The sequence below is a fragment of the Arthrobacter sp. TE12232 genome (assembly GCF_054062615.1).
The window spans coordinates 343,456-365,504 of the sequence record NZ_JBSSFK010000001.1 but is presented as its reverse complement, the minus strand read 5'-3'; the positions used below and the strand labels follow the sequence as shown (position 1 = coordinate 365,504).

Genomic DNA, 22,049 nt, shown 5'->3' with positions numbered 1-22,049 from the left:
TTGATTGCTTCGCCCGGCGGCTTCCCCTCCCTGAAAGGCGGCACCATGGACAACCAGACACCGGCCTCCCGGCTGTTCCTCATCGGCTCGGAAGCCTCGCAGGCCATGTCGCCGGGGCTGTGGAATCCCGTCCTCGAACAACTCGGCAGTAGCTGGGCCTATGAGGCCTGGGATGTGCCTCGCGACGTGCCCATGGCCGGGGTCCGCGCCCGGCTCCTGGAATCCGACGTCGTCGCCGCCAATGTCACGATGCCCCACAAGAAGTGGGCCGCGCAGGCCGCCGACGTTGCGACCGAAGCGGTCCGGCTGGGCGGCGCCTCCAACTTGCTCATCCGGGACGGGCGGAGGCTGGCCGCGTACAACACCGACGTTGCCGCCGTCGCTGAACTGCTCGGTGGCCGGCACCAGCGGCATGCGGTCATGCTGGGGGCCGGCGGCGCGGCCCGGGCAGCGCTTGTGGCGCTCAAGGGGCTGGCCGGGCGGGTCACGATCTCCGACCGGGACCCGGGGGCCGCGCGGCAGCTGCTTGCGCTCGGCGCGAGCCTGGGCATGGACGCGGAGGCGGCCTCGTGGGCGGAGGCGCAGGAACAGGCGTCCCGGGCCTCGCTGATCGTCAACGCGACGCCGGTTGGCAAAGGAAGCGACGACGCGCCTGTCTGGGGCGGGGGCCGGCTGGCCGGGGACGCGTTCGTCTACGACTTCGTCTACGCCGGACACGTGACCGGCACAATAGCCGCCGCGAGGGACCAAGGACTGTGCTGTGCCGACGGCTGGGACCACCTCCGAGCCCAGGCGGCCGCGATGATTCCGCTCCTGGACCTGGCGCCGCAGGCGGATGCCCTGATACAGCGCACGCTCGCCGCCATCCGGACGAAGAGCTGACATACAGCCCGACGCCGGGACGCACGCGCCGCCGTCGTTGTCCGGGGCCTTATATGATCGTAAAAGCCTGCAGCCTTTCGGTATCTGCGGGCCCTAGTGCAGGTTCAAGAAGACAGGGAGTCCATGGAGGAGCAACCGGCGTATTTTGTGAAGTCGGTGGAAAAGGCCTTCGACGTCCTGCTCGCCTTTACCGCGGCCTCTCCGCGGCTGACCGTTTCCCAGGTCGCCGTCAAGGCGGACATGACCCGGGCCTCCGCGCGGCGGTTCCTGCTGACCCTGACGGATCTGGGCTACCTCCGCGCCGACGGCCCGCAGTTCGAGCTGACGCCACGCTCGCTGGACATCGGCCAGTCATTCCTGGCGAACCTGACGCTTCCCAGGGTGGCGGAGCCGCACCTGAAGTCCCTGGCAGCGCGGCTCAACGAAACAACCTCGCTGTGCATCCTGGACGGCACCGACGTCGTCTACGTGGCTTGCGTGCCCTCTCCGCGGCTGCTCAGCGTCTCCATCAGTGTGGGCACTCGGTTCCCAGCTTGGGCGACGTCGATGGGGCGCGTCCTCCTGGCGGCGCTATCCGAACCGGAACTGCAGGCCTACTTCGACTCGGTCCATCTGCAGCGCTTCACCGAGCGTTCCATCGGAAGCGTCGACCAGCTCCGGGCAGAAATAGACTCGGCCCGCGTCAAGGGCTGGTCGATGGTGTCACAGGAACTGGAGGAGGGCCTGCGCGGCGTGGCCGTGCCCGTGTGGCGCGGCAACGACGTCGTCGCGGCCATCAACGTCTCCTTGCAGACGCACCGGGCCCCCGCGGAAGCCATCGAGAAAACGGTCGTTCCGCTCCTGCAGGACGCCGCGCGGCAGATCGGCAACGACTTCGGCGGCCGGCGGGCAGGATTGTCCAAGGCTGCAGGGCAACGATAGTGCGGACCTGGTGGACCGAGGCGACCTTGCTGCGGAACAGCGATCTGGACTCGTCGCACGCTCGCAAGTGACGCCTGCCAAGCCGAAGCCCCAGTGCTGGCGGCCCCGGTTCACGGACGAGCTGCAGCCGGCGCCTCGGTAGGTCCTGCTTGAGCCTTTCCAGTTTCCTGACCCACAGGGCGACCGGTTCAGTGGGAGTGGACGGTGGGTGCGGTCCAGCTGGCGAGTATTCGCATGGCGTCGGCGGTCGCGGATCCGGGTTCGACGGTGTAGACGAGCATGACCAGGCCTGGGTCTGTGGAGAGTTCGAATGATTCGTAGCCGAATTCGAGGTCGCCGACGGCCGAGTGGGTGAGCATTTTTCCTCCGGACCGGTAGCGGAAGACGTCGTGGGAGGCCCAGAGCGAGCGGAAATCATCGCTTTGGGTCGAGAGGGTGCCGATGATCTCGATCAGTTCCTTGTCGTAGGGGTCCTTGGCCGTTGCGGCGTGCAGGAGCGCGACGACGTTGTGTTTGGCGGTGTCGAAGTCGCGGTGGAACCGTTGGGCTCGTGAGTCCAGGAACAGGTAGTGCGCGTAGTTGAAGCGGTCGCGGGATCCGTCGTCAGGCAGTGAGTAGAGTGCCCGGCCGATTCTGTTGGAGGCGAGGCGGTCAAGTCGGGCGTTCTGCACGAAGGCGGGGGCATCGATGGAGTCCAGGACACTCTGGATACCTGGCCTGACGGTGCTGCGGTTGGAGGGTTTCCGTCGCGGCGCGCGCCGTTGGGTGATCCGGGTGAGGTCGAGCAGGTGGTCGCGTTCGTCTTCGTCGAGCTGCAGGGCGCGGGCTATTGCTTCGATGACTTCGCGGGACGCACCGGAGATTTTGCCGCGTTCGAGACGGGCGTAGTAGTCGACGCTGACGCCGGCGAGGTGCGCTACTTCTTCGCGTCGCAGGCCGGGGACGCGGCGGGCTCCGCTGTAGAGCGGGACACCTGCCTGCTCGGGGGTGAGTTTGGCGCGGCGGGACGTGAGAAAGCTGCTGATCTCGGACCGGGAATCCATATCTCCAAGGGTAGGCGAGCAGCCTTGGGTGCTGACAGGACCTGTCAGGTCCCCCCAACGCTCAGGTGCGTTCATCGCCGCGGCAAACGGGTGGCGAGGGGTGCCATTGCCAGGGCGAGACCGGCCGCTATCAGCAGGCTGGTGGAGAAGCCTTGAAGGAAGGTGGTCGAGCGGGCGAGCAGGGAGCCGAACACCGCGACCGCCAATGCCCCGCCAATCTGACGGCTGGTGTTGAAGATGCCGCTCACGGTACCCGCACGCTGTGGATCGAAGTTGTTCAGCAGGACGGCGGTGATGGTCGGGATGACCAGGGGCCCCGCGAGACCCACAAGGATCATCACAGTGGCCACTACCCAGACCGGTATGGCCGCCGGCAGGAGGGCGATAAGGGTGAGTCCTGCGGCCATGAACGTCATTCCGCCGGCGATGAGTGTGCGTGCGCCGAGTCGTTCCGAGAGCCTGGCGATGAAAGGCGTGAGGACCGCACCGGCGAGCATCATGGGAACGAAGACCGCTCCGGTTTCCACCGGTGAGAGGCTGCGTTCCTGCTGCAAGTAGAGGCTCATGACAAACGGCAGGCCAAAGTAGCCCACCATGTAGGAGAAGCCAATCCCGATGGACACGGCCATCGTGCGGTTACCCAGCAGCGGCAGCGGCACCATGGGGTGCGCTCCGCGGCGCTGCGAAACGACGAAGTCTGCACCTGCAAGGACGAACAAGCCAAACGCAACGATCGTTGGCGGTGCCGTGATGCCGGCCGCTCCGGCTTCGATGGCACCGTAGGTGAGGGCCCCCATGGCGGTGATCGCGGTGACCTGTCCGGCCCAGTCGACAGGGACGGACAGTTGCGGCGACCGTGGAACGCGCCGCAGCAGCAGCAATGCCCCCGCCCCGACTGGAAGGTTGATAAAGAAGATCAACCGCCAGTCGACGAGCGAAAGCAGACCGCCCAGCACGGGTCCGGAGATTGACGCCAGCGCTCCTCCCATGGCCCACATCCCGACGGCGCGTGCACGCTTGATGGGGTCGGGGAAGGCTTCGCCGATCAACGCCATCGACGCGGGAAGCATCACTGCCGCCGCAGTTCCCTGCAGGATCCTTGCCCCGAGCAGCACAGTGACTGTGGGCGCGAGTCCGCATCCCAGCGAGGTGACCACGAACGCGGTCATGCCGATTGCGCATGCACGCCTGGCCCCGACCCGGTCAGAAAACGCTCCGGCCGATAACAAGCACGAGGCGAACAACAACGTGTATCCGTCAACGATCCACTGCAAACCGGTGATCGTCGCCCCGAGGTCGAGGCTGATTTGGCGCAGAGCAACGTTGACCACCACAGCATCGAGCGTGATGACGAAAAATCCGGTGACGGCGGCGAGCAGCGCTGCCCTTGAATGACGGACTCCCGCTGGAGTGAGTGTGGTGGTGTTCAAAGACGTTCCTTCTCAAGGGGTCGGCGTTCTCGAATGGGCCGCCTTGCTGACGTTACGAGGAACGGAAGAGACGAAACAGGACCTGCCAGACCATGTCTCAACAGGGCCTTCTCCGCGCAGGGCAGGTACGGGATCGTCAAAGGGCCGGAACCTATCGGTTCCGGCCTCCACTCCACCGAAAGAAGCTTTGCGCGTATGACGACATCCACTACTCCGGCAGTGCCGACACGGCAACGGCTCCCGTTCGTCGTTCCGCTGCTTGCGTTGGGTACATTCTTGATCACTACCGAGTACATCGTCGCGGGACTTCTCCAGGAGATCGCGGCCGATCTGGGTGTCGGTCTTGCCCGGGTCGGGCTCCTGATCACGGCCTTCGCGGTCGGAATGATCGTTGGTTCCCCTGTCATGGCTCTGGCGACTCTGCGCCTGCCGCGGCGCGCCACGCTCGTTTTCGCGCTGGTGGTCTTCGCGGCCGGACACGTCATGGCGGCGCTGGGAAGCGACTTCGGGATCGTTCTCCTCGCGCGTGTCATCACTGCCCTGGCGGCAGGGTCATTCTGGTCCGTGGCCGCTGTCGTCGCCACGCAGGCGGCCGGCCCGGCCAACAGCTCCCGTGCCCTGGGTGTCATGATGAGTGGCGTCGGCCTTGCCACCGTTGCCGGCGTCCCGCTCGGATCCTTCGCCGGCCAGCTCCTTGGCTGGCGAGGGACATTCTGGGCCCTGGCGATCCTGTCTCTCCTCGCAGCTCCCGTTATTGCGCGGTTCACGCCCGCAGACACCCGCTCCCACGTGCCATCCGTGCGTGCCGAAGTAAGGGCGATCATGACCGGCCGGATGGCCATTCTTGTCATCGCGACCGTTCTTGCCACCGGCGGCTACATGACAGCCTTCAGCTATCTTTCCCCGCTGGCCACCGACCGTGCAGGAATGCCGACCTGGGCAGTGCCCTTGATCTTCGTCGTCTTCTCATGTTCCTGCTGGGCATGGCCGGTATGGGCATACCACCGGTCGGAACCGGCCTCGCCGTCCTCTTTGCCCACGGTGCGCCAACAATGGCTGCCGCAGTTTCCGTGTCTGCGTTTAACGGTGGAACGGCAATCGGCACCTGGTTTGGCGCGTCGGCGCTCGAATCGACTCTGGGCGTCCTGGGCCCGCTGACCATCGCGATCATCATGGCAGTCCTCGGTTTGCTGACGCTCCTGGTCCTGGCCCGTACCCGGGCAACGTCCCAACAGGACGCCGAAGCCAGCCTGTAAGTCCGTCCACGATTCCGGCAGGAATCATGGCGGACGCTTTCCAGCCAACACCGACCAGAAGGACAACCCTTGGAGTCAATAACTGCACCGGCGCCGGCACGAATCAACCGGGCCATGATCCTGCTCTTTGCGGTCGCAGGTGGAGCAGCCGTGGCGAACCTGTACTGGGCACAGCCGCTGCTTGAGGAGATAGCGTCGTCGTTCGGAACCTCGCTTGGGGCCGCCGGGCTGCTGGTGACGACCGCGCAGGTCGGTTACGCCGTCGGCACCTTCCTGATCGTTCCGTTAGGTGATGTCGTGGACCGTCGACGTCTCCTGCCGCTGATGATGCTCCTTTGCGCCGCCGCCCTTACTGCCGCTGCGGTAGCTCCGACCTTTGAGGTGTTGCTCTTCGCACTGGTCCTGGTTGGCTTCACAACAGTGTCCGGGCCCCTGCTGACGCCTCTTGCCGGTGACCTTGCCGGGCCCGGGCAGCGCGGTCACGTGATCGGAACCGTCGCCTCGGGGCTGATGATCGGAGTTCTTGCTTCGCGCACGATCAGTGGCCTTCTCGCCGAAGCGTTCGGGTGGCGGGCGCCGTACGCCGTAGCTGCCGCCCTGGCCCTTGTCTTGGCGGTCCTCCTGCGACGGACCATTCCACCGATGGATCCACGGGCCAAGCTGGGTTACGCCGCCCTGCTCGGCTCCACCTTCGGCGTGATCAAACGACACCCCTCCGTTCGCATGTCACTGTTCGTCGCCGGAACTGCCTTCGGCGTGCTCACGCTCTTCTGGACGGCGTTGACGTTTCTGCTCGCATCCCCACCGTTCTCGTACTCCGTCACCACGATCGGCCTGGTCGGGCTTGCGGGAATCGCCGGCGCCGTCGCGGCACAACGATCCGGGCGCCTGCACGATCGAGGCTTGTCCACGCCCGCCATCAGCGCAGCTCTGGCGCTGACCCTGGTGTGCTTTTTCCTCGCCTGGATCGGGGCCACATCCATCATCGTGCTGCTCGCAGTGATCATCCTTTTGGACATTGCGGTGCGGGCGGTCTCGACCTTGACTCAGGCCCGTGTTCTTGCCGTCGACCATGGGGCACGCAGCCGTCTCAATACGGCGTATGTGGTGAGCAACTTCATCGGCGGGGCCGCCGGTTCGACGCTCGCGACCGCTCTCTGGCAGCTCGGAGGATGGACAGCGATCATGATCGGCGGGGCTGTCGCGACAGCCATCGCGCTAATCCTCTGGGTCGCTTCTTCAAGCAGAAGGCGTGACAACGCGGAACACCCGATATCGGCACAAACGACCAGCCAAGAAACAGAGTGAACTGCCGTTCTGACGGGACAGATGACCACATCCTCGCGGCCGAGGACGCGGGGTCGTGGTTATCGCTGAGGAGTTCCAGGGCGGTCATGACAGCCAATCCGTCACAGCGAGACCTCAGGGCGCGCCAAAACTATGCAAAGACTTGATAGACGCCGCGAGGTCGGAGCGGAAGAAGGCCAACAGCTCCGCCGCGCCCGCCGCGTCGCTGGAGGATGTCGCGACAGCACCCGCGAAGACCGTGCTGATCGCGCAGTCGGCGGGGAGGACGCCGAGGATGCGCACGCCGGGCTGCCCGACCAACTCGCTGAGCTGCTGCAGGCCGAGATCGACCTCGCCCTCGGCGAGCAGGCGCGCCACGGGCACGCCTGGACGGGCCTGCACCAGCCGGTCGCGGACCTCATCGGTCATGCCCCATTGGTCGATCATTAACAACAGTTCGGTTCCGCTCGGACCGGTGGAATAGCCGATGCGGGATGCCGTGCGCAGGGCGCTGCGAAGCTCATCGGCATTAGCAAAGGCCGTGCCTTCGGGACGTTTGGCTGCATCGGGGCTGCGTGTGGGCACGCCTACGGCTACCTCCGACAGGACGACCGGGGTGATGGAGGCCGGATCGACGTGCCGCTCGGCAGCGAGGCGTTGGAGAGCGTCCACGGCGAGGAACACAAGGTCGAACGGCTCGCCGCCGGCAACCCGCCGGGCGGCGTCCACTCCGCCGACGGATTCGATCTGTAGAAGCGGTAGCCCGGCCGCGGCGGCAGCTTCAGCGAGGTCGGCGAGAACGTGGCGGGTGGCCATCGACGAGATCGCCTTCATGCGGCATCCTCGAAGGTCTCGGCGTCGACTTCGGCGGCAGATGCCGGTGCATAGCGCGCGCCAGAGATCGTGGCCGTGCCAATCAGCCCGCCGGCCCGCGCCAGCAGCGCGCCGTCGACAGAGATGCCGGCCGCCGCCATGTTCTCACGCAGGTGCGCGATGCTCGTTGTTCCCGGGATCGGCAGAACGTGATCGCCGCGGGAGAGCAGCCAGGCCAGTGCGAGCTGTGCGGGCGTGCAACCGGCCTCCGCGGCCAGCTCCCGCCAGGATTCCAGCAGTGCCGCATTCGCACCCCAGTGCTCGGGCTGGAAGCGCGGCATGCTGCGGCGGATGTCGTTCGGGGCCATCTCGCCCGGGTCCTTGATCGCATCCGCGAGGAAGCCACGTGCGACCGGCGAAAACGCAACCAGAGTCACGCCGTCCTCGCGAGTGGCGTCGAGCATGCCAAGCTCGGCATTGCGACTCCACAGCGAGTACTCGTTCTGCACGGCCGCAATAGGGGCGATTGCCTGCGCCTCGCGCAGCCGCGCCACCGACACCTCGGACAGGCCGATTGCGCCGATCTTGCCCGCGGCGACCATCTCGGCCAGCGCGCCGACGCTGTCGCCGATCGGCACCTTCTTGTCCCACCGGTGCAGGTAGTACAGGTCGATGTAGTCGACACCGAGCCGGCTCAGCGAAGCATCGACCTGTGCGCGCAGCGTATCGGGGCGTCCATCGATGACTTTCACGCCGTCGACGGACGCCATCCCGCATTTGCTCGCCAGGAACACCTCGTCACGGCGCCCCGCGATCGCGGCACCGACAAGTTCCTCGTTGCGGCCGCCGCCGTAAAGCGTCGCCGTGTCGAGCATCCCGATGCCTTCATCAAGAGCCGCGCGCAGCATCGCCAGCCCCTCGTCACGCGACGGGGGGACGCCGTACGCGTGGCTCAGCGACATGCAGCCGAGCCCGGTGGAGGGCAGCCTCACGCCAGCTGCTTCTCAAGCGAGCCGAGCACGCGGTAGCAGTCGATCACCTGGCGAAGCGACGAGTTCGGCTCGCGTCCCTCGCGGATTGCCGAGATGAACTCACGATCCTGCAGCTCGATACCGTTCATGCTGACAGCGACGTGCGACACGTCGATCGACTCCTCACGGCCGTTGTAGAGCTCGTCGTAGCGCGCGATGTAGGTCTCGGTGTCGCCGATGTAGCGGAAGAACGTGCCGAACGGCCCGTTGTTGTTGAACGACAGCGACAGCGTACAGATCGCGCCCGACTCGCTCTTGAGCTGGATGGACATGTCCATCGCGATGCCGAGTTCGGGGTGGATCGGGCCCTGGATCGCGTTCGCCTGCACGATCTTGCCGGCCTGGTAGGCGAACAAGTCGACGGTGTGCGCAGCGTGGTGCCACAGAAGGTGGTCGGTCCAGGACCGGGCCTCGCCCTTCGCGTTCGTGTTGGTGCGGCGGAAGAAGTACGTCTGCACGTCCATCTGCTGCACGTTGAACGAGCCCTCGGCGATCCGGTTGTGCACGAGCTGGTGCGAGGGGTTGAACCGCCGCGTGTGGCCCACCATGGCGACGCGGTCGGAAGCTTCGGCCGCGGCGAGCGTCGCCTCGGCGTCGGCGAGCGAGTCGGCGAGCGGGATCTCGACCTGCACGTGCTTGCCGGCCTTGAGGACCTCCTGCGTCTGCGAGGCGTGCAGACCTGTGGGCGTCGCGAGGATCACCGCATCGACGTCGTCGCGCTCGAGCACGGCGTCGAGCCCGACGACGGCGTTGGCGACGCCGTATTTCGCGGCGACTGCCTGGGTCGGTTCGAGCCGCGTGCCGCTGACGACGGTCACCTCGGCATCGGGGATGTTCATCAGGCCGTCGAGATGTTTCATGCCGAAGGCGCCTGCGGCGCCGACGACGGCCACACGGATCTTGTCAGTCATGGGGGCTCCTATGTTGCGGATGCGGTCAGTCGGTCGGGTTCGTGAGAACAAGGTGGCCGACGGCGGTGTTCGACGCCGGCACGTGGTAGAACCGGTGGTCAACAGAAGGCGCCTCGCCGCCGAACTGGTCGTCCATCGCGCCGCGCGCGATCAGCCAGTCGACGAGCTCGATGCCCTCGGAGCCCGCCTCATCGACGTACTCCATGTGATCCCACTCGGTCAGGCCCAGCGGGTCGGCGATGAGGTGGTCGAGGAACGCGTTGTCCCACTCCTCGTTGATGAGGCCGGCACGCGGACCCTGGAGCTGGTGGCTCATGCCGCCGGTGCCCCAGATCTGTACGTTGAGCTCCGGGCCGTCCCACTTGTCGAGCGCACGGCGGAGCGCACGCCCGAGCTCGTAGCAGCGGCGGCCGGAAGGCACCGGATACTGCACCACGTTGACGGCCAGCGGGATGACCTTGCATGGCCACTCCTCGACGTCGCCGAAGACGAGCGAGAGCGGCACGGTGAGCCCGTGGTCCACGACCATCTCGTTGACGAGGGTGAGGTCGAAGTCGTCCTGGATGACCGACTGCGCGATGTGCGCGGCGAACTCCGGGTAGCCCTTCACGTCGGGCACAGGGCGGGGGCCGTAGCCCTCGTCCGCGACCGGGTACTCTGCCCCGGTGCCGAGCACGAAGGTGGGGATGATCGACGAGTCGAAGGCCGTGGCGTGGTCGTTGTAGACGAGGATGACGACGTCGGGCGTATTCTCCTTGGCCCACCTGCGGGTCCACTCGTACCCGGAGAACACCTTCTTCCAGTACGGCTCCTCGGTTTTGCCGAGGTCCATCGCGGCACCGATCGCCGGGACATGCGAGGTGAACAGCGCCGACATGTACTTCGCCGGGGCGTTCTCGCGCATGGTCTCGGACTTCTCGCGCGGCGCCGGCGGGGCCCAGCCGTCGAGGTCCTTAAGGCGGTTGCCCTCGGGGCGGCGTCCGCCGCCGATCATCATGTCGCGGTAGGCGGCCTCGGACATGCCAGTCATGGAGCCGGCCATCTGCTGGAAGCTCAGGCCGTGCGTGGCGCCGATCTTGCTCAGGAAGTAGATGTTGCCGCCCTCGGCCATCATGGCGTTGAGGTCCATGTCCAGCACAGCCTGGCGCTGCTTGGGCGAAAGGGGCCACTCATCGAGGTACGCCTCGCGGTCGGCCAGGTAGCGCTTGCGGTTCTCGGGCTTCATCAGCGACATCGAGAACTGGTTGAGGTGGTATCCCTTGCGGGCCATCTCCGCGTCGAAGATGATCGTGCCGGGAACGTCCTTGTACGGCTTGTCGAGTGCCATGTCATGCTCCTTCGGGCCAGTAGAGGCGGCGCGGATTGTCCACGAGCAGCTTCTGCTGGAGCTCGGGCGTCGTCGCGATCTGTGGGATGTAGTCGACCAGCAGCCCGTCGTCGGGCATGTGGTCCTTGAGGTTGGGGTGCGGCCAGTCGGTTCCCCAGAGGACGCGGTCGGGGAACTCCTCGACCACGCGGCGGGCGAACGGCACGACGTCGCGGTAGGCGTGCTGCTCGCCGTCGAGAGCGCGAGGTCCGGTGACGGACAGACGCTCGGGGCAGGAGACCTTGGTCCACACGTTGGTGTTCTCACGCATGAACCGCAGGAACAGCTCGAACTCGGGACCGTCCGGGTCCTTGGTCACGTCGGGCCGTCCCATGTGATCGACGACCACGTCGGTCGGGATCGACGAGAAGAAGTCGTACAGCTCGGGCAGGTCCTCGGCCTCGAAGTAGATCACAACGTGCCATCCGAGTGGCGCGATCTTCGCCACGATCTCCTCGAGCGAGTCGGTGGGCACGCGGTCGACCAGGCGTTTGACGAAGTTGAACCGCACGCCCCGTACCCCGGCCTCATGCAGCTCGGCGAGTTGCTCGTCGGTCACGTCACGGCGGACGGTCGCAACGCCGCGGGCGCGACCTGCGCTGCGCTGCAATGCGTCGACCAGGGCTCGGTTGTCGGAACCGTGGCATGTCGCTTGCACGATGACGTTGCGGTCGAAGCCCAGATGGTCTCGCAAGGCGAACAGCTGGTCCGCCGAGGCGTCGCACGGGGTGTACTTGCGCTGAGGTGCGTAGGGGAACTGTCCGCCCGGCCCAAACACGTGGCAGTGGGCGTCTACAGAGCCCTCTGGGAGCCGGAACGTCGGGGTGCTCGGCCCGTCGTACCAGTCGAGCCAGCCCTCCGACTTCTCGAAATCTCCGGTGGTGTCGCCGTGTGTCATCATCAGTTCTCCACGTATTCCAGGCCGGCCTTGGCGAGAGGCTCGCGCATGCCGTAGATGTCCAGGCCCAAGACGCCCTCGCGGAACTTTACGCGTTTGGCTTCCTCGTTATCCTCGCGCTTCTGGCTGGCGTCTGCCACCGCTCCGACCAGCTCGCGCGGGACAACCACGACGCCGTCGACGTCGGCCACGACCACATCGCCCGGGTTCACCACGGCGTTCGCGACCACTACGGGGATGTTCACCGATCCGAGGGTGGCTTTGACCGTGCCCTTGGCGTTGACAGCGCGGGAGAACACCGGGAAGTCCATCTTCTCCAGATCGGCGACGTCGCGGACACCGCCGTCGATCACCAGGCCCTTGCAGCCGCGGGCGGTCAGCGAGGTGGCGAGCAGCTCGCCGAAGAAGCCGTCCTCGCTTTCGGTGGTGCAGCCGGCGACGATCACATCGCCCTCCTGCACCTGCTCGGCCGCGACGTGGAACATCCAGTTGTCACCGGGCTGCAGCAGCACGGTCACTGCCGGACCACAGAGCTTGGCCCCGGTGTAGGCCGGCCTGATGTAGGGACGCAGGAGCCCGACTCGACCCATCGCCTCGTGGATGGTGGCGACGCCGAACTGCGAAAGCCGTTCGACGTCCGTGGGATCCGGCCGTTCGATGTTGGTGCGGACGATGCCGAGGTTGTTCAGTCGCATGGATGGTCCTTTCAGAGTCCGCGCGCAGTGAGGGCGCGGTCAAGCCGTGGGTAGACACGGCGGGCGTTGGCTTCGAACACCTGCGCGCGCTGCGCGTCGTTCAGGTTCGTGGTGGCGTCGACGTACCGCTTGGTGTCGTCGAAGTAGTGTCCGCTGCGCGGGTCGATGTCGCGCACGGCGCCGATCATTTCGCTCGCGAAGAGGATGTTCTCGGTCGGGACGACGTTGGTGAGAAGGTCGATGCCCGGCTGGTGGTACACGCAGGTGTCGAAGAACACGTTGTCCAGCAGGTGCTCCTCGAGTTCAGGCTTGCCCAGCGCCATTGCGAGTCCGCGGAAGCGCCCCCAGTGGTAGGGAACGGCGCCGCCGCCGTGGGGGATTACCAGCTTAAGCTCGGGGAAGTCGCGGAAGAGGTCGCCCTGGAGCAGTTGCATGAACGCGGTGGTGTCGGCGTTGAGGTAGTGCGCTCCGGTCGTGTGGAAGGCCGGGTTGCACGACGTGCTGACGTGCACCATGGCCGGGATCTCGTACTCGACGAGTTTCTCGTATATCGGGTACCACGAGCGATCGGTCAGCGGCGGGGACGTCCAGTTGCCGCCGGACGGGTCGGGGTTGAGGTTCACGGTGACGGCGCCGAGTTCCTCGACGGCGCGAGTAAGCTCGGCAACGCTCGTCGCGGGATCCGCACCGGGGGACTGGGGGAGCATCGCCCCCATCAGGAAGCGTTCGGGGTAGAGCTCGCTGACGCGGGCGCACAGGTCGTTGCAGATCCGGGCCCAGGTCTCGCTCACGGCGAGGTCTCCGATGTGGTGCGCCATGAACGAGGCACGAGGGCTGAATACGGTGACGTCGCTGCCGCGCTCGTTCATGAGCTTGAGCTGGTTGGCCTCGATGGTCTCACGGATGTCGTCATCGCTGATGCGCAGGGTCTCGGGATCAGGAGCGTCCGCGCGTCCTTCAGTAAAAGCGATCTGCAGGTCACGCCAGGCTCCGAGCTGCGCTGGAGCTGTGGTGTAGTGGCCGTGGATGTCGATAATCACGCGTGTCGTCCTTGTCACTGAGTGTAAGCGGTGCGAGAGCAGCTGCACGTTGTTGAATCGGTGCTGCCTAAAACTGACTTTAGGGGATGTGGGCCACTGTGATCCAATAGATATGCAAAGACAGAGCCATAGATGGGATCTATGAGATGACGTTCACCGACCTGAACCTGATCCGGACATTCGTCACGCTGTACGAGCTGCGCAGCGTCACGGCCGCCGCCGGCCGGCTGCACGTAACACAGCCCACGGTCAGCTACTCCCTGAAGCGGCTCAGGGAACGGTTCGGCGACGAGCTCTTCCGTCGGGAGGGGAACGACATGGTGCCGACCGCGAAGGCGACGCAACTATTTGGGCCCCTGCACAACGCCCTGGCACAGATAGACGCGACCGTCATCGGATCGGAGGTGTTCGAGCCGACCGGATTCAGCGGCGAACTCGTCCTCGGACTCACCTCGGTCGGCGAGCAGACCTTCCTCCCGCCGATCATGACCGCCCTCAGCCGGGTCGGCGCCGATCCGCGGCTTCAGGTGGAACGTCTCGATTCGGACGAGGTCGAGGGCGGTCTGATCCGCGGAACCGTCGATCTGGCACTGACAGTGTCGCGGATCACCACGCCGCGGCTGTGGCGGACGCACGTGCGTTCGGTCGAATACGTGGCGCTGTCGTCCGGGGCGCATCCGCTGCCCGCGACAGGGCCTGACATGTTCGCGGGGCGGCGCTTTGTGCGGGTCTCCGCCCGGGGCGGGCACGTGTATCCCGTGCAGACGCTGACCGAACACGACCTGATGTCCCAGGTCGTGCTGACCATGGAGGAATACGGCACCGTGCCCGCCGTACTCGAGGCGACGGATCTGGTCGTCCTGCTGCCTCGACATGTAGCGGGGGTGTTCTGTGGCTGGTTCCCCCGCCTTCGCATCGCCGAGCTGCCCTGGTCCGGGCAGAGCACGCCGGTGGAGTTGTACACGCGGCGCGAGGCCAGCCTCTCCCAGGCGCAGCGATGGTTCCGCTCGCTGGTGCTTGATGCGGTTGCGGCGGATGAATACAGGTCGTAGTGGCTACTGTCTGCGGTCGTCTCAAGATCGGACGGGCCCTTCATGCTGCGTCGGCGCGACTGAAGAGGTCTGTGGGGACCGTGCGACCCGGCGTCGCCAGTCGACCTAGAGATTGTGAGGTTCTTTTAATGAAGGCGGCTGTTATCCACGGCACGGGCAGCATGACCTGGGAGGAGGATGCCACGACTCGCTCTTGTGAATCGGCTGGGTCCTAGGCCACCTCATCGACACTGCATAGGCAGGGTAAGTCAGGGCTCCCATCGCCGGCGGGCTCAAGCGGGAGGCTAGCGTTTCGTCCTGTTCCAGCTGGCCTTACCCGGAGCGAACGGGCTACGCACGTGGATCGACCACGACGAGTGCGGGTGGATCGTCAGAATCGCGTGCTCCCACCAGGCGCGGGCTTCGTCTGAGAGCTCCGGTAGCACCGCATCCTTGTCGGCGTCGTCCTCCGGGCGGGGACGCAGCGCCTTCCAGACCAGCTGCACCTCGGGCGCCCCGGTCGGGATCCCGTCGACGTCGATCACGGCACGATCCCACGGCAGCTGCAGTCGCGGATCTCGGCGGTAGACCCAGACGCGATCCGTGCCGTCCTCGACGTCGATCTGCAGTACCCATGCGCCCGTCGCGTCGTCGTGGATACGGACCGGCTGCAGATCGGCATCCATATCGGCCTTTGCCCAGGGGATCACGCCGTCGCCTGACGGAACCCAAGCGCTAAACGGCGCCGGAATGTCGTGCACCAGCCGGGGCAGGTCGGCAGCCGTCGTGCTGACATCGGTATTGTGGTGCTCGCGAGTGCTCGTGCCGAGCCAGTGGTCGAGTGCCACCCCGCCGGAGAGCCACCAGCGCGCCGATGACAGACCGAGCAGCTCGGCAGCGGCGCGCGGGGTCAGCGGATCCCAGCGCGTCGCGAGGGTGGGTGCGGATGAGGCCATGAACCAAGGCTACCCGCCGACGGCGGCGGTTTGTCGAGGTGGTAATGGGATCGAGACCGCAGGAGTGCGCATAACGCCGACGACCGCGGGGAGATCCGGGGTGAATGTGAGTGATCAGAGCAGATCAAGGGAGTCGGCTGATGACATTCTTCGAGGACACCCCCGTGCGCGGTTGGGGCGTACATCGGAGGTCCCTAATCCAATGACGGCCTGCACTAACTGGCATGCACGGGTAAAGACGGGTCGGGAGTAGCCGCCCCATGAGAGTCTGCCCCAGTAGTGGCGACTACGCCCGGAGGCTCACAATTTTCGGGCGGACAGCAAGTCTCGGAGTACTTCGACGGCTGCAGTCAGTTCCTCACTGGGATCTAGGGTGAGTTCCCCTGGGCCACCCATGTGCTCGGCCTTCGAACTGCGCGAGCTCGAAGGAGAGCCGGACGTGTCCATCCCGCAGCAGGTTCCCGAAACGGAACGCTTCGGATCCGTTCTGTCTGCGGGCGGGGCCAGCTAAACTCGCTGGTACTAACGAGGTTGGGGGAACCGAAATGAGTACGCCTATAGTGCCGGCTCGCACGTCAACTGCTCGACTGAACAAACTGGCCGTTGCGGCCATCATTTTCGCCGCCATCGCTGCATCAGGATTCTGGGTATTTGGCGTCGCGGTTCTCGCTGTATTTGCAGTGGGGGCAGGACACGTTGCCCTCAATCAGATCCCACTGAGAGGCGAACGAGGCCGCGGGCTAGCCTTTGCTGCCCTGGCCATTGGGTATGGCATAGCCACACTGGCATTGATCAACACTCTGGGGTTCATACCGAGCGCGGTCCAGCAGATCTCCATGTAGTACTGCGGCTGACGAGCCTAGCCTCCAGCCTTGACCCTACTTCCTCGGGACTACGGCAAAGACTTACACGAAAAGGGTTGCCGTAACAGGATCCATTATCGGACGGCCGCACGCTCGGCACGGGCGGGAAGCTTTTGCGCATCGGTAGGCTAAGCCCATGGCATTGGGGGATGCGGCGCAGCCGCAGGCAGTTCGGTCACACAGGGTGGTCCTGGATGCGTACGCGTTCATCAAGGGCTGGCTCATCGCCACCTCGCTCTGGGTGGGCGTGCTACTGCTCCTGGTTGCGGGAGGCTATGGCGTACCCGCCGCGCGGGACGGCGCTGACGCCGGCCACGTGTGGGGCTTTTTGGGCATGGTGATTTTGTATGGCTTCGGAGGTTCTTTGGTGGTTGCGGCGCCATTGGCCTGGGTGTTGGCCTATCTTTTGGGACCGGTCCGGAATCAGTGGATCCACATCGGGGCCTTTTTCGCGGTGCCCACCCTCGTGTTCTGGCTGCTGGGAAGCGTCTTGGGCTTCGGCTGGCAACCCTGGCTGCTGATCCCATGGGCCACTGTTGGCGCAGCGGCAGCCATCGGCCGTTGGGCAATCCACAAAGACGTCCTTGCCTCGAATTCTGCAGCTAACCCGGCCTGACCGCCCGTTGCACGATCCCCAACGGTAGACCCCTGGGGCGTCGCTATCGGGGTTGGCCGCGCTCGTTGACCGGTGCCTCCGCCGGAGTTACTCCCACTGCGGACTGTGTGCGCACGATTTCGTCGGTGCAATACTGCGTTGATGAACATCTTCGAGTGGTGGCCTCTGGTCGATGCGGAATCACGCGACTGGCTCATTGAGCACAACGGCGAACCGCTGCCGCCGAATGTAATCGCCGACATCATGGCAGTTACGGGCGGCACGACCGATTCTGAGTGGTGGGCTGGCGAATCAGCAGTCGGTCCCCAGCTTTCCGACGAGGCGGTGGATTGGATCGAGGCTGTCGCTAACGACGAGGAGCCGACTGCCGACTGAAATGTTCTGCTGAGTTCTGCTGAGGGTTCCCGATAGGGACCTGTAGTGGCCGTGCAGACGACTCTGGACATTTCGTGCAGACGACTTTGGAATTACGTTGCCACGGCGGCGGGACTGGACCGCCCTACCAGTTGCCGTGGCCGTCGGACATGGCTAGCGTGGCGATTAGGAAGTGGCCCGAGGTAACTATTTATTGGGGGTGGGCCGGTTCCCCTCGCACCTTCCCTGAGGAACCAACGAAAGCCCCCAACTATCCGGGATCATCCCCGGACGGTTGGGGGCTCTTCTGTATGCGTCAGCGATGAGCCGGCCCTTCCGCCCTTAAAGGACCCGCGCCGGACAAGGCTCCCCGCTTCGCCGCCCCGGTTAGACGGCGGATTCTTCCAACCTCAGCCGAACCGGCAGCCGGCACAGCCATTTCCCCCTGACGGTGCGGCCTTGGGATGACGGTACGTGCAGGAGGAATGGCTTGATCCGGAGCTGATCATGAGGCCGGTGAGCCTGGCCAGTCGGTTGGCGGGCTGGCTTCGAGGGCGGGTTGTAGGAATTGGTAGGCCTTGCTGCTATGGTCTTCCCACCTCTTAACCCACCGCCGCAGCCATTATTTTCGCCCTCATCGCCGTCTGCATGTTCGGCGCGCGACCAGGTACGGTTCACACCGTCGTCGAGCGGGTGGTTAGGGTGGGTGGATGGCGACAGTTATTCTCGTGCGGCACGGCCGCACCACAGCCAATGCCACTGGACTGCTGGCCGGTCGGGCCGTCGGCGTCAGCCTGGACCAGATCGGGCGGGACCAGGCGGCTCTGACCGGAGACCGGCTCGCGGCCGTGCCAGTGGTCGGGGTGGTGTCGAGCCCTCTTGAGCGTTGTCAGCAGACCGCCCGGCTCATCCTCGATCGCCAGGCTGGCACGCCGTACGCGCCGGTCGATCTCGATCTCACCGAGTGCGATTACGGCCACTGGCAGGGCCGCAGGCTCAGTGATCTCGCGACCGAGGATTTGTGGCCGGTCGTGCAGTCGCAACCGTCCGCCGTCGTCTTTCCCGGCGGCGAATCCATGGCCGCGATGCAGGCTCGGTCGGTGGCAGCGATTCGACGCCACGATGCAGCCTTCGAAGCCGAGTACGGGCCAGGGGCCGTGTGGGTGGCGGTGAGTCACGGTGACATCATCAAGTCAATCCTCGCCGACGCGCTCGGTATGCACCTTGACCTGTTCCAGCGTATTAACGTGGGCCCCGCCTCCGTGTCGATCGTGCGCTACGGCGCTAGTCGACCGAGCGTCTACGCGACAAACACCGACGCGGGTGATTTGTCGTGGCTCTCTAACGGCATCCACTCCGGCGATGCGCCGGTGGGCGGCGGCGCGGGACAAAAGGCGCCATGAACCTCATGTGCCTAAAATACTGACATGCCTACACGCGTTCACGAGTTTTCCTGGCCTGATCGGGTCGTCGTTGGCACCATTGGCCTTCCGGGGGCGCGCACGTTCTACCTGCAGGTGCGCGCAGGGACGCAGATCGTGAGTATCGCCTTGGAGAAGCAGCAGTCGGCTCTGCTCGCGGAGAAAATCGACGACATTCTCGATCAGCTCATCACCGTCGAGGGCAACCCCTTCAGCGTTCCCTCGAGTACGCCCATTGAACTTGTCGACAATGACCAACTCGAGGCCGTTCAGGAGCGGTTTCGCACCGGCGCCATTAGCTTGGGTTGGGACCCAACCACGGCCCAGGTCGTTATAGAGGCCTACCCCATCACCGATGTCGATGCTGATGCTGATGACGAATCGCTCGATGAGGACGGCGCTAACGAGCCCGAAGAAATGCTGCTGGTGCGAATGCCGGTCGGGACCGCCCGCGCATTCGCCAAGCGCACCCTTGAGATCGTGGGCGCCGGGCGTCCGACGTGCCCGCTGTGCGGTTACCCCATAGACGCCGACGGGCACATCTGCACCCTTCCCGAGGTCTGATGCCAGCGCCGGACCTAGTGACCGCCGCTCTGACGCTCACCGGCCGCATCACGACGGCTTCAAACGCGACATTTCTGGGCAGCATCGGCGACGTGGTGGTCGTCTATAAGCCGATAGCAGGCGAAAGTCCGCTGTGGGATTTTCCCGATGGCAGTCTGGCTTACCGGGAGGTGGCCGCCTACCTGGTCTCGCAGGTCTTCGGCTGGGACGTCGTGCCGCACACCTGGCTGCGCGATGGTCCGATGGGTGAAGGAATGGTGCAGCTCTGGCAGGAGCAGGACCCGGCCCAGAATGCTGTGGACCTGGTCGCGACGGACCACGTGCCCGAGACGGGCTGGAAACAGGTTCTCGAGGGACGGGATGAGAACGGACGGATGGTCACCCTCGTTCACGAAGACTCGCCAGCGCTCCGACGCATGGCGGTGTTCGACCTGGTCGTCAACAACGCCGACCGCAAAGGCGACCACATTCTTGCCATGACGGACGGACACCGGTACGGCGTGGACCATGGGCTCACCTTTCACCGTGACCACAAGCTGCGCACGGTGCTGTGGGGATGGCTGGGAGACACTCTGACCGCCGAGGAACGCGACGGCATAGATCGTGTCAGCGAAGGACTGCACGGTGGGCTGGGCCGAGACCTGGCGGACTTGCTCAGCGCCGAAGAAATTGCATCGCTCACCGCGCGCTGCGCCCGGTTGCGCTTGACAGGGCGGTTTCCGGCTCCGAGCGGTGAGATGTCGGCGGTGCCATGGCCGCTGTTCTAAGGGAATTACGGCTACAGGCTTCGCAGGCTGTGTCACGTTGATGGCATGGAGCTTAAGGTAGCGACGGAGCTCATCATTCCTGAGCGCGAGCTCGGCTGGCGAACTTCCCAAGAGCCAGGCCCCCGGCCGGCAACCCTCTGTTCCGAAGGTTTGGGCGACGGGAGTGACATCAACTGTCACCGGGAGTCCGGTGGAGGGGAGTTGGGATGGCGAAATTAGGGTGTGTACATTGTGCGCACCCTGGCCCGCGGATCGGGTTGTTGCGTCTTGTTCTTGACGGTCATGGCCGAATCGGCCATGGGAATGCTCTGGCGCATCCCCAGCCGTGGGCATCAATGGTGATGGGCGGGCGCGATTGACCGGAAGTCAGGGCGCCGGTCGCCGTCGTCGGTCATTCCCGGCGTCGGACGGCCCGAGCCTCGGAAAGGGTCGACATGCTGTCGGCGTTCTTCGAGTTTGATTGACGCCGACCCGATGTTTGACGGGATGAAGCTGATCGCTGAACCGTGGACCGCGACCCCGGCGGCTACCAGACGATCTGCCTCGCCATGGCTTCCAGGGGCGCCGGAGGCGCCGGCCCTCGCTGGCATCCCTTCCGGACACGGTGCCCGGAACGGCGTGCCCGTTTGCCGTGCGGGTTGCCTCCGCGGACAAGTCGTCGGCATCACGCGGTGTTCTCTGCGGAAACCGAAGGCAAGGTGTTCCGGCGGTGTCCTTCGGCTCGACGGGTCGCCCTGTTAGAATGCCGTCACGGTTGGTCGAGGCCGGAAGGAGAGCCGGATGTCGCAGGCCGCGCAGTGGACACCAGGGGACCAATCGTGGGTCAGGGACAATCTGCGCCACGCCATAGACCATCTCGTTGAGCTCGGTTACTCGGTGCGCGGCGGACAGGGCGAGGACCCGGAACTGATCGATCCCGGCGGTTCGGCCGTGGAGACGTGGCGGGAGGGCTACCCATACGAGGAACGGATGTCCCGTGAGGACTACGAGCTGGAGAAATACCGGCTGCAGGTTGAGCTGCTGAAATTCCAGTACTGGGGCCAGGACCAGGAGCACCGGCATGTGATCGTCTTCGAGGGCCGGGATGCGGCCGGCAAGGGCGGAACGATCAAGCGCTTCACCGAGCACTTGAATCCCCGCTCGGCCCGGGCGGTGGCGCTGGCCAAACCCTCCGACCGTGAACAGGGCCAGTGGTATTTCCAGCGCTACATCCAGCACCTGCCCTCGGCCGGGGAGATCGTGATGTTTGACCGCTCCTGGTACAACCGGGCGAATGTCGAACGGGTCATGGCCTTCTGCTCGGAAGAGGAGTACGCGACGTTTATGGTTCAGGCACCTCTCTTCGAGAGGATGCTGGTGGACTCCGGCATTCACCTGACCAAGTTCTGGTTCTCGGTGACCCGGCATGAGCAGCGCACCCGCTTCGCGATCCGGCAGATCGATCCCGTGCGGCGCTGGAAGCTCTCGCCGATGGACCTGGCTTCTCTGGACCGGTGGGAAGAGTACACGGCGGCCAAGCAGGAGACGTTCCTGCGCACCGACACGGACCATGCTCCGTGGATCACGATCAAGTCCAACGACAAGAAGCGGGGGCGGATCAACGCCATGCGCTTCTTCCTCAACCAGTTCGACTACGACGGCAAAGACACCTCGGTAGTCCACGACGCCGACCCGCTCATCGTGCGACGCGGCCGCGAGGCCGTCGGCGACTGAGCCGGCCAGCTATTCGCGGGAACCCGCATAGCGTTTGCGAGGCTCCCAAACATCGCCCGCATAGCGATCGGGCGGCGCGCACGTTGTCCAGACCGGAGTGAGTTTCCTGCCGTTGCTGCCTTGTGGCTCGCTCCTTGCCTGCTTCCCACGAGACCGGCAGGAAGATCCCCGGAAACCCGGGGATCTTCCTG

The 22,049-nt window shown here is 65.3% G+C and carries 21 protein-coding genes; 11 read left to right on the top strand and 10 right to left on the bottom strand.

Going from position 1 to position 22,049, the window contains the following annotated elements; translation table 11 throughout:
* Window positions 1–45 precede the first annotated feature (45 nt).
* The gene (locus ACVWZ7_RS01620; protein WP_456506720.1) at window positions 46–882 is read left to right on the top strand and encodes a shikimate dehydrogenase family protein; all 837 of its coding nucleotides are present in this window, start codon (window positions 46–48) and stop codon (window positions 880–882) included.
* Window positions 883–1,005: 123 nt separating this feature from the next.
* A complete protein-coding gene (locus tag ACVWZ7_RS01615; RefSeq protein WP_456506719.1) occupies window positions 1,006–1,803 on the top strand; it encodes an IclR family transcriptional regulator domain-containing protein in 798 nt (265 codons plus the stop codon).
* A 188-nt stretch (window positions 1,804–1,991) separates the two neighbouring features.
* Here the strand turns inward: ACVWZ7_RS01615 and ACVWZ7_RS01610 are convergent, their stop codons facing one another.
* Both ACVWZ7_RS01610 and ACVWZ7_RS01605 read right to left on the bottom strand, forming a co-directional pair.
* Window positions 1,992–2,846, bottom strand: a complete 855-nt coding sequence (locus tag ACVWZ7_RS01610) for a helix-turn-helix transcriptional regulator (RefSeq protein WP_456506718.1) — start codon at window positions 2,844–2,846, stop codon at window positions 1,992–1,994.
* 71 nt (window positions 2,847–2,917) lie between these two features.
* Window positions 2,918–4,276, bottom strand: a complete 1,359-nt coding sequence (locus tag ACVWZ7_RS01605) for an MFS transporter (protein WP_456506717.1) — start codon at window positions 4,274–4,276, stop codon at window positions 2,918–2,920.
* 195 nt (window positions 4,277–4,471) lie between these two features.
* Between ACVWZ7_RS01605 and ACVWZ7_RS01600 the strand changes: the two genes are divergently transcribed.
* Together ACVWZ7_RS01600 and ACVWZ7_RS01595 are read left to right on the top strand one after the other, a co-directional pair.
* Window positions 4,472–5,434, top strand: coding sequence for an MFS transporter (locus ACVWZ7_RS01600; protein WP_456506716.1), 963 nt, complete (start codon window positions 4,472–4,474; stop codon window positions 5,432–5,434).
* Window positions 5,435–5,646: 212 nt separating this feature from the next.
* Window positions 5,647–6,840, top strand: coding sequence for an MFS transporter (locus ACVWZ7_RS01595; protein WP_456506715.1), 1,194 nt, complete (start codon window positions 5,647–5,649; stop codon window positions 6,838–6,840).
* A 114-nt stretch (window positions 6,841–6,954) separates the two neighbouring features.
* Here the strand turns inward: ACVWZ7_RS01595 and ACVWZ7_RS01590 are convergent, their stop codons facing one another.
* Genes ACVWZ7_RS01590 through ACVWZ7_RS01560 form a run of 7 tightly spaced genes read right to left on the bottom strand, consistent with a single transcriptional unit; the run spans window position 6,955 to window position 13,573 of the window.
* Entirely contained in the window at window positions 6,955–7,653 is a 699-nt protein-coding gene (locus ACVWZ7_RS01590) for a substrate-binding domain-containing protein (RefSeq protein WP_456506714.1), read from the bottom strand.
* Complete coding sequence (locus ACVWZ7_RS01585; RefSeq protein WP_344367985.1) at window positions 7,650–8,624, bottom strand: aldo/keto reductase; 975 nt, start codon at window positions 8,622–8,624, stop codon at window positions 7,650–7,652. Before ACVWZ7_RS01585 ends, ACVWZ7_RS01590 begins: the two co-directional genes overlap by 4 nt.
* Window positions 8,621–9,574: a Gfo/Idh/MocA family oxidoreductase gene (locus ACVWZ7_RS01580; protein WP_456506713.1), complete on the bottom strand. Its 954-nt coding sequence runs from the start codon at window positions 9,572–9,574 to the stop codon at window positions 8,621–8,623. Before ACVWZ7_RS01580 ends, ACVWZ7_RS01585 begins: the two co-directional genes overlap by 4 nt.
* A gap of 25 nt (window positions 9,575–9,599) precedes the next feature.
* Window positions 9,600–10,901 carry a protocatechuate 4,5-dioxygenase subunit alpha/beta gene (locus ACVWZ7_RS01575; protein ID WP_344367982.1) on the bottom strand — a complete coding sequence of 434 codons (1,302 nt, stop codon included), beginning with the start codon at window positions 10,899–10,901 and terminating at the stop codon, window positions 9,600–9,602.
* 1 nt (window position 10,902) lies between these two features.
* On the bottom strand, window positions 10,903–11,841 hold the full coding sequence (locus ACVWZ7_RS01570) for an amidohydrolase family protein (protein WP_456506712.1): 939 nt from the start codon (window positions 11,839–11,841) through the stop codon (window positions 10,903–10,905).
* Window positions 11,841–12,533, bottom strand: coding sequence for a 4-carboxy-4-hydroxy-2-oxoadipate aldolase/oxaloacetate decarboxylase (gene ligK / locus ACVWZ7_RS01565; protein WP_456506711.1), 693 nt, complete (start codon window positions 12,531–12,533; stop codon window positions 11,841–11,843). Before ligK ends, ACVWZ7_RS01570 begins: the two co-directional genes overlap by 1 nt.
* 11 nt (window positions 12,534–12,544) lie before the next feature.
* Entirely contained in the window at window positions 12,545–13,573 is a 1,029-nt protein-coding gene (locus ACVWZ7_RS01560) for an amidohydrolase family protein (RefSeq protein WP_456506710.1), read from the bottom strand.
* 146 nt (window positions 13,574–13,719) lie between these two features.
* Between ACVWZ7_RS01560 and ACVWZ7_RS01555 the strand changes: the two genes are divergently transcribed.
* Window positions 13,720–14,625, top strand: a complete 906-nt coding sequence (locus ACVWZ7_RS01555) for a LysR family transcriptional regulator (RefSeq protein WP_456506709.1) — start codon at window positions 13,720–13,722, stop codon at window positions 14,623–14,625.
* Window positions 14,626–14,909: 284 nt separating this feature from the next.
* Here the strand turns inward: ACVWZ7_RS01555 and ACVWZ7_RS01550 are convergent, their stop codons facing one another.
* Window positions 14,910–15,560 (bottom strand): nucleotidyltransferase domain-containing protein, encoded by a 651-nt coding sequence (locus ACVWZ7_RS01550; protein ID WP_456506708.1) that lies wholly within the window; start codon window positions 15,558–15,560, stop codon window positions 14,910–14,912.
* Window positions 15,561–16,559: 999 nt separating this feature from the next.
* Between ACVWZ7_RS01550 and ACVWZ7_RS01545 the strand changes: the two genes are divergently transcribed.
* The 6 genes from ACVWZ7_RS01545 (at window position 16,560) to ppk2 (ending at window position 21,858) form a co-directional block, all read left to right on the top strand.
* Window positions 16,560–17,039, top strand: a complete 480-nt coding sequence (locus tag ACVWZ7_RS01545; RefSeq protein WP_456506707.1) for a hypothetical protein — start codon at window positions 16,560–16,562, stop codon at window positions 17,037–17,039.
* Between the two features lie 141 nt (window positions 17,040–17,180).
* Window positions 17,181–17,414, top strand: a complete 234-nt coding sequence (locus tag ACVWZ7_RS01540) for a hypothetical protein (protein ID WP_456506706.1) — start codon at window positions 17,181–17,183, stop codon at window positions 17,412–17,414.
* 689 nt (window positions 17,415–18,103) lie between these two features.
* Window positions 18,104–18,796 (top strand): MSMEG_4193 family putative phosphomutase, encoded by a 693-nt coding sequence (locus ACVWZ7_RS01535; RefSeq protein ID WP_456506705.1) that lies wholly within the window; start codon window positions 18,104–18,106, stop codon window positions 18,794–18,796.
* A 24-nt stretch (window positions 18,797–18,820) separates the two neighbouring features.
* Window positions 18,821–19,378: a DUF3090 domain-containing protein gene (locus ACVWZ7_RS01530; protein WP_456506704.1), complete on the top strand. Its 558-nt coding sequence runs from the start codon at window positions 18,821–18,823 to the stop codon at window positions 19,376–19,378.
* Entirely contained in the window at window positions 19,378–20,145 is a 768-nt protein-coding gene (locus ACVWZ7_RS01525) for an SCO1664 family protein (RefSeq protein ID WP_456506703.1), read from the top strand. Before ACVWZ7_RS01530 ends, ACVWZ7_RS01525 begins: the two co-directional genes overlap by 1 nt.
* 780 nt (window positions 20,146–20,925) lie before the next feature.
* Window positions 20,926–21,858, top strand: coding sequence for a polyphosphate kinase 2 (gene ppk2 / locus ACVWZ7_RS01520; protein WP_456506702.1), 933 nt, complete (start codon window positions 20,926–20,928; stop codon window positions 21,856–21,858).
* Window positions 21,859–22,049 lie beyond the last annotated feature (191 nt).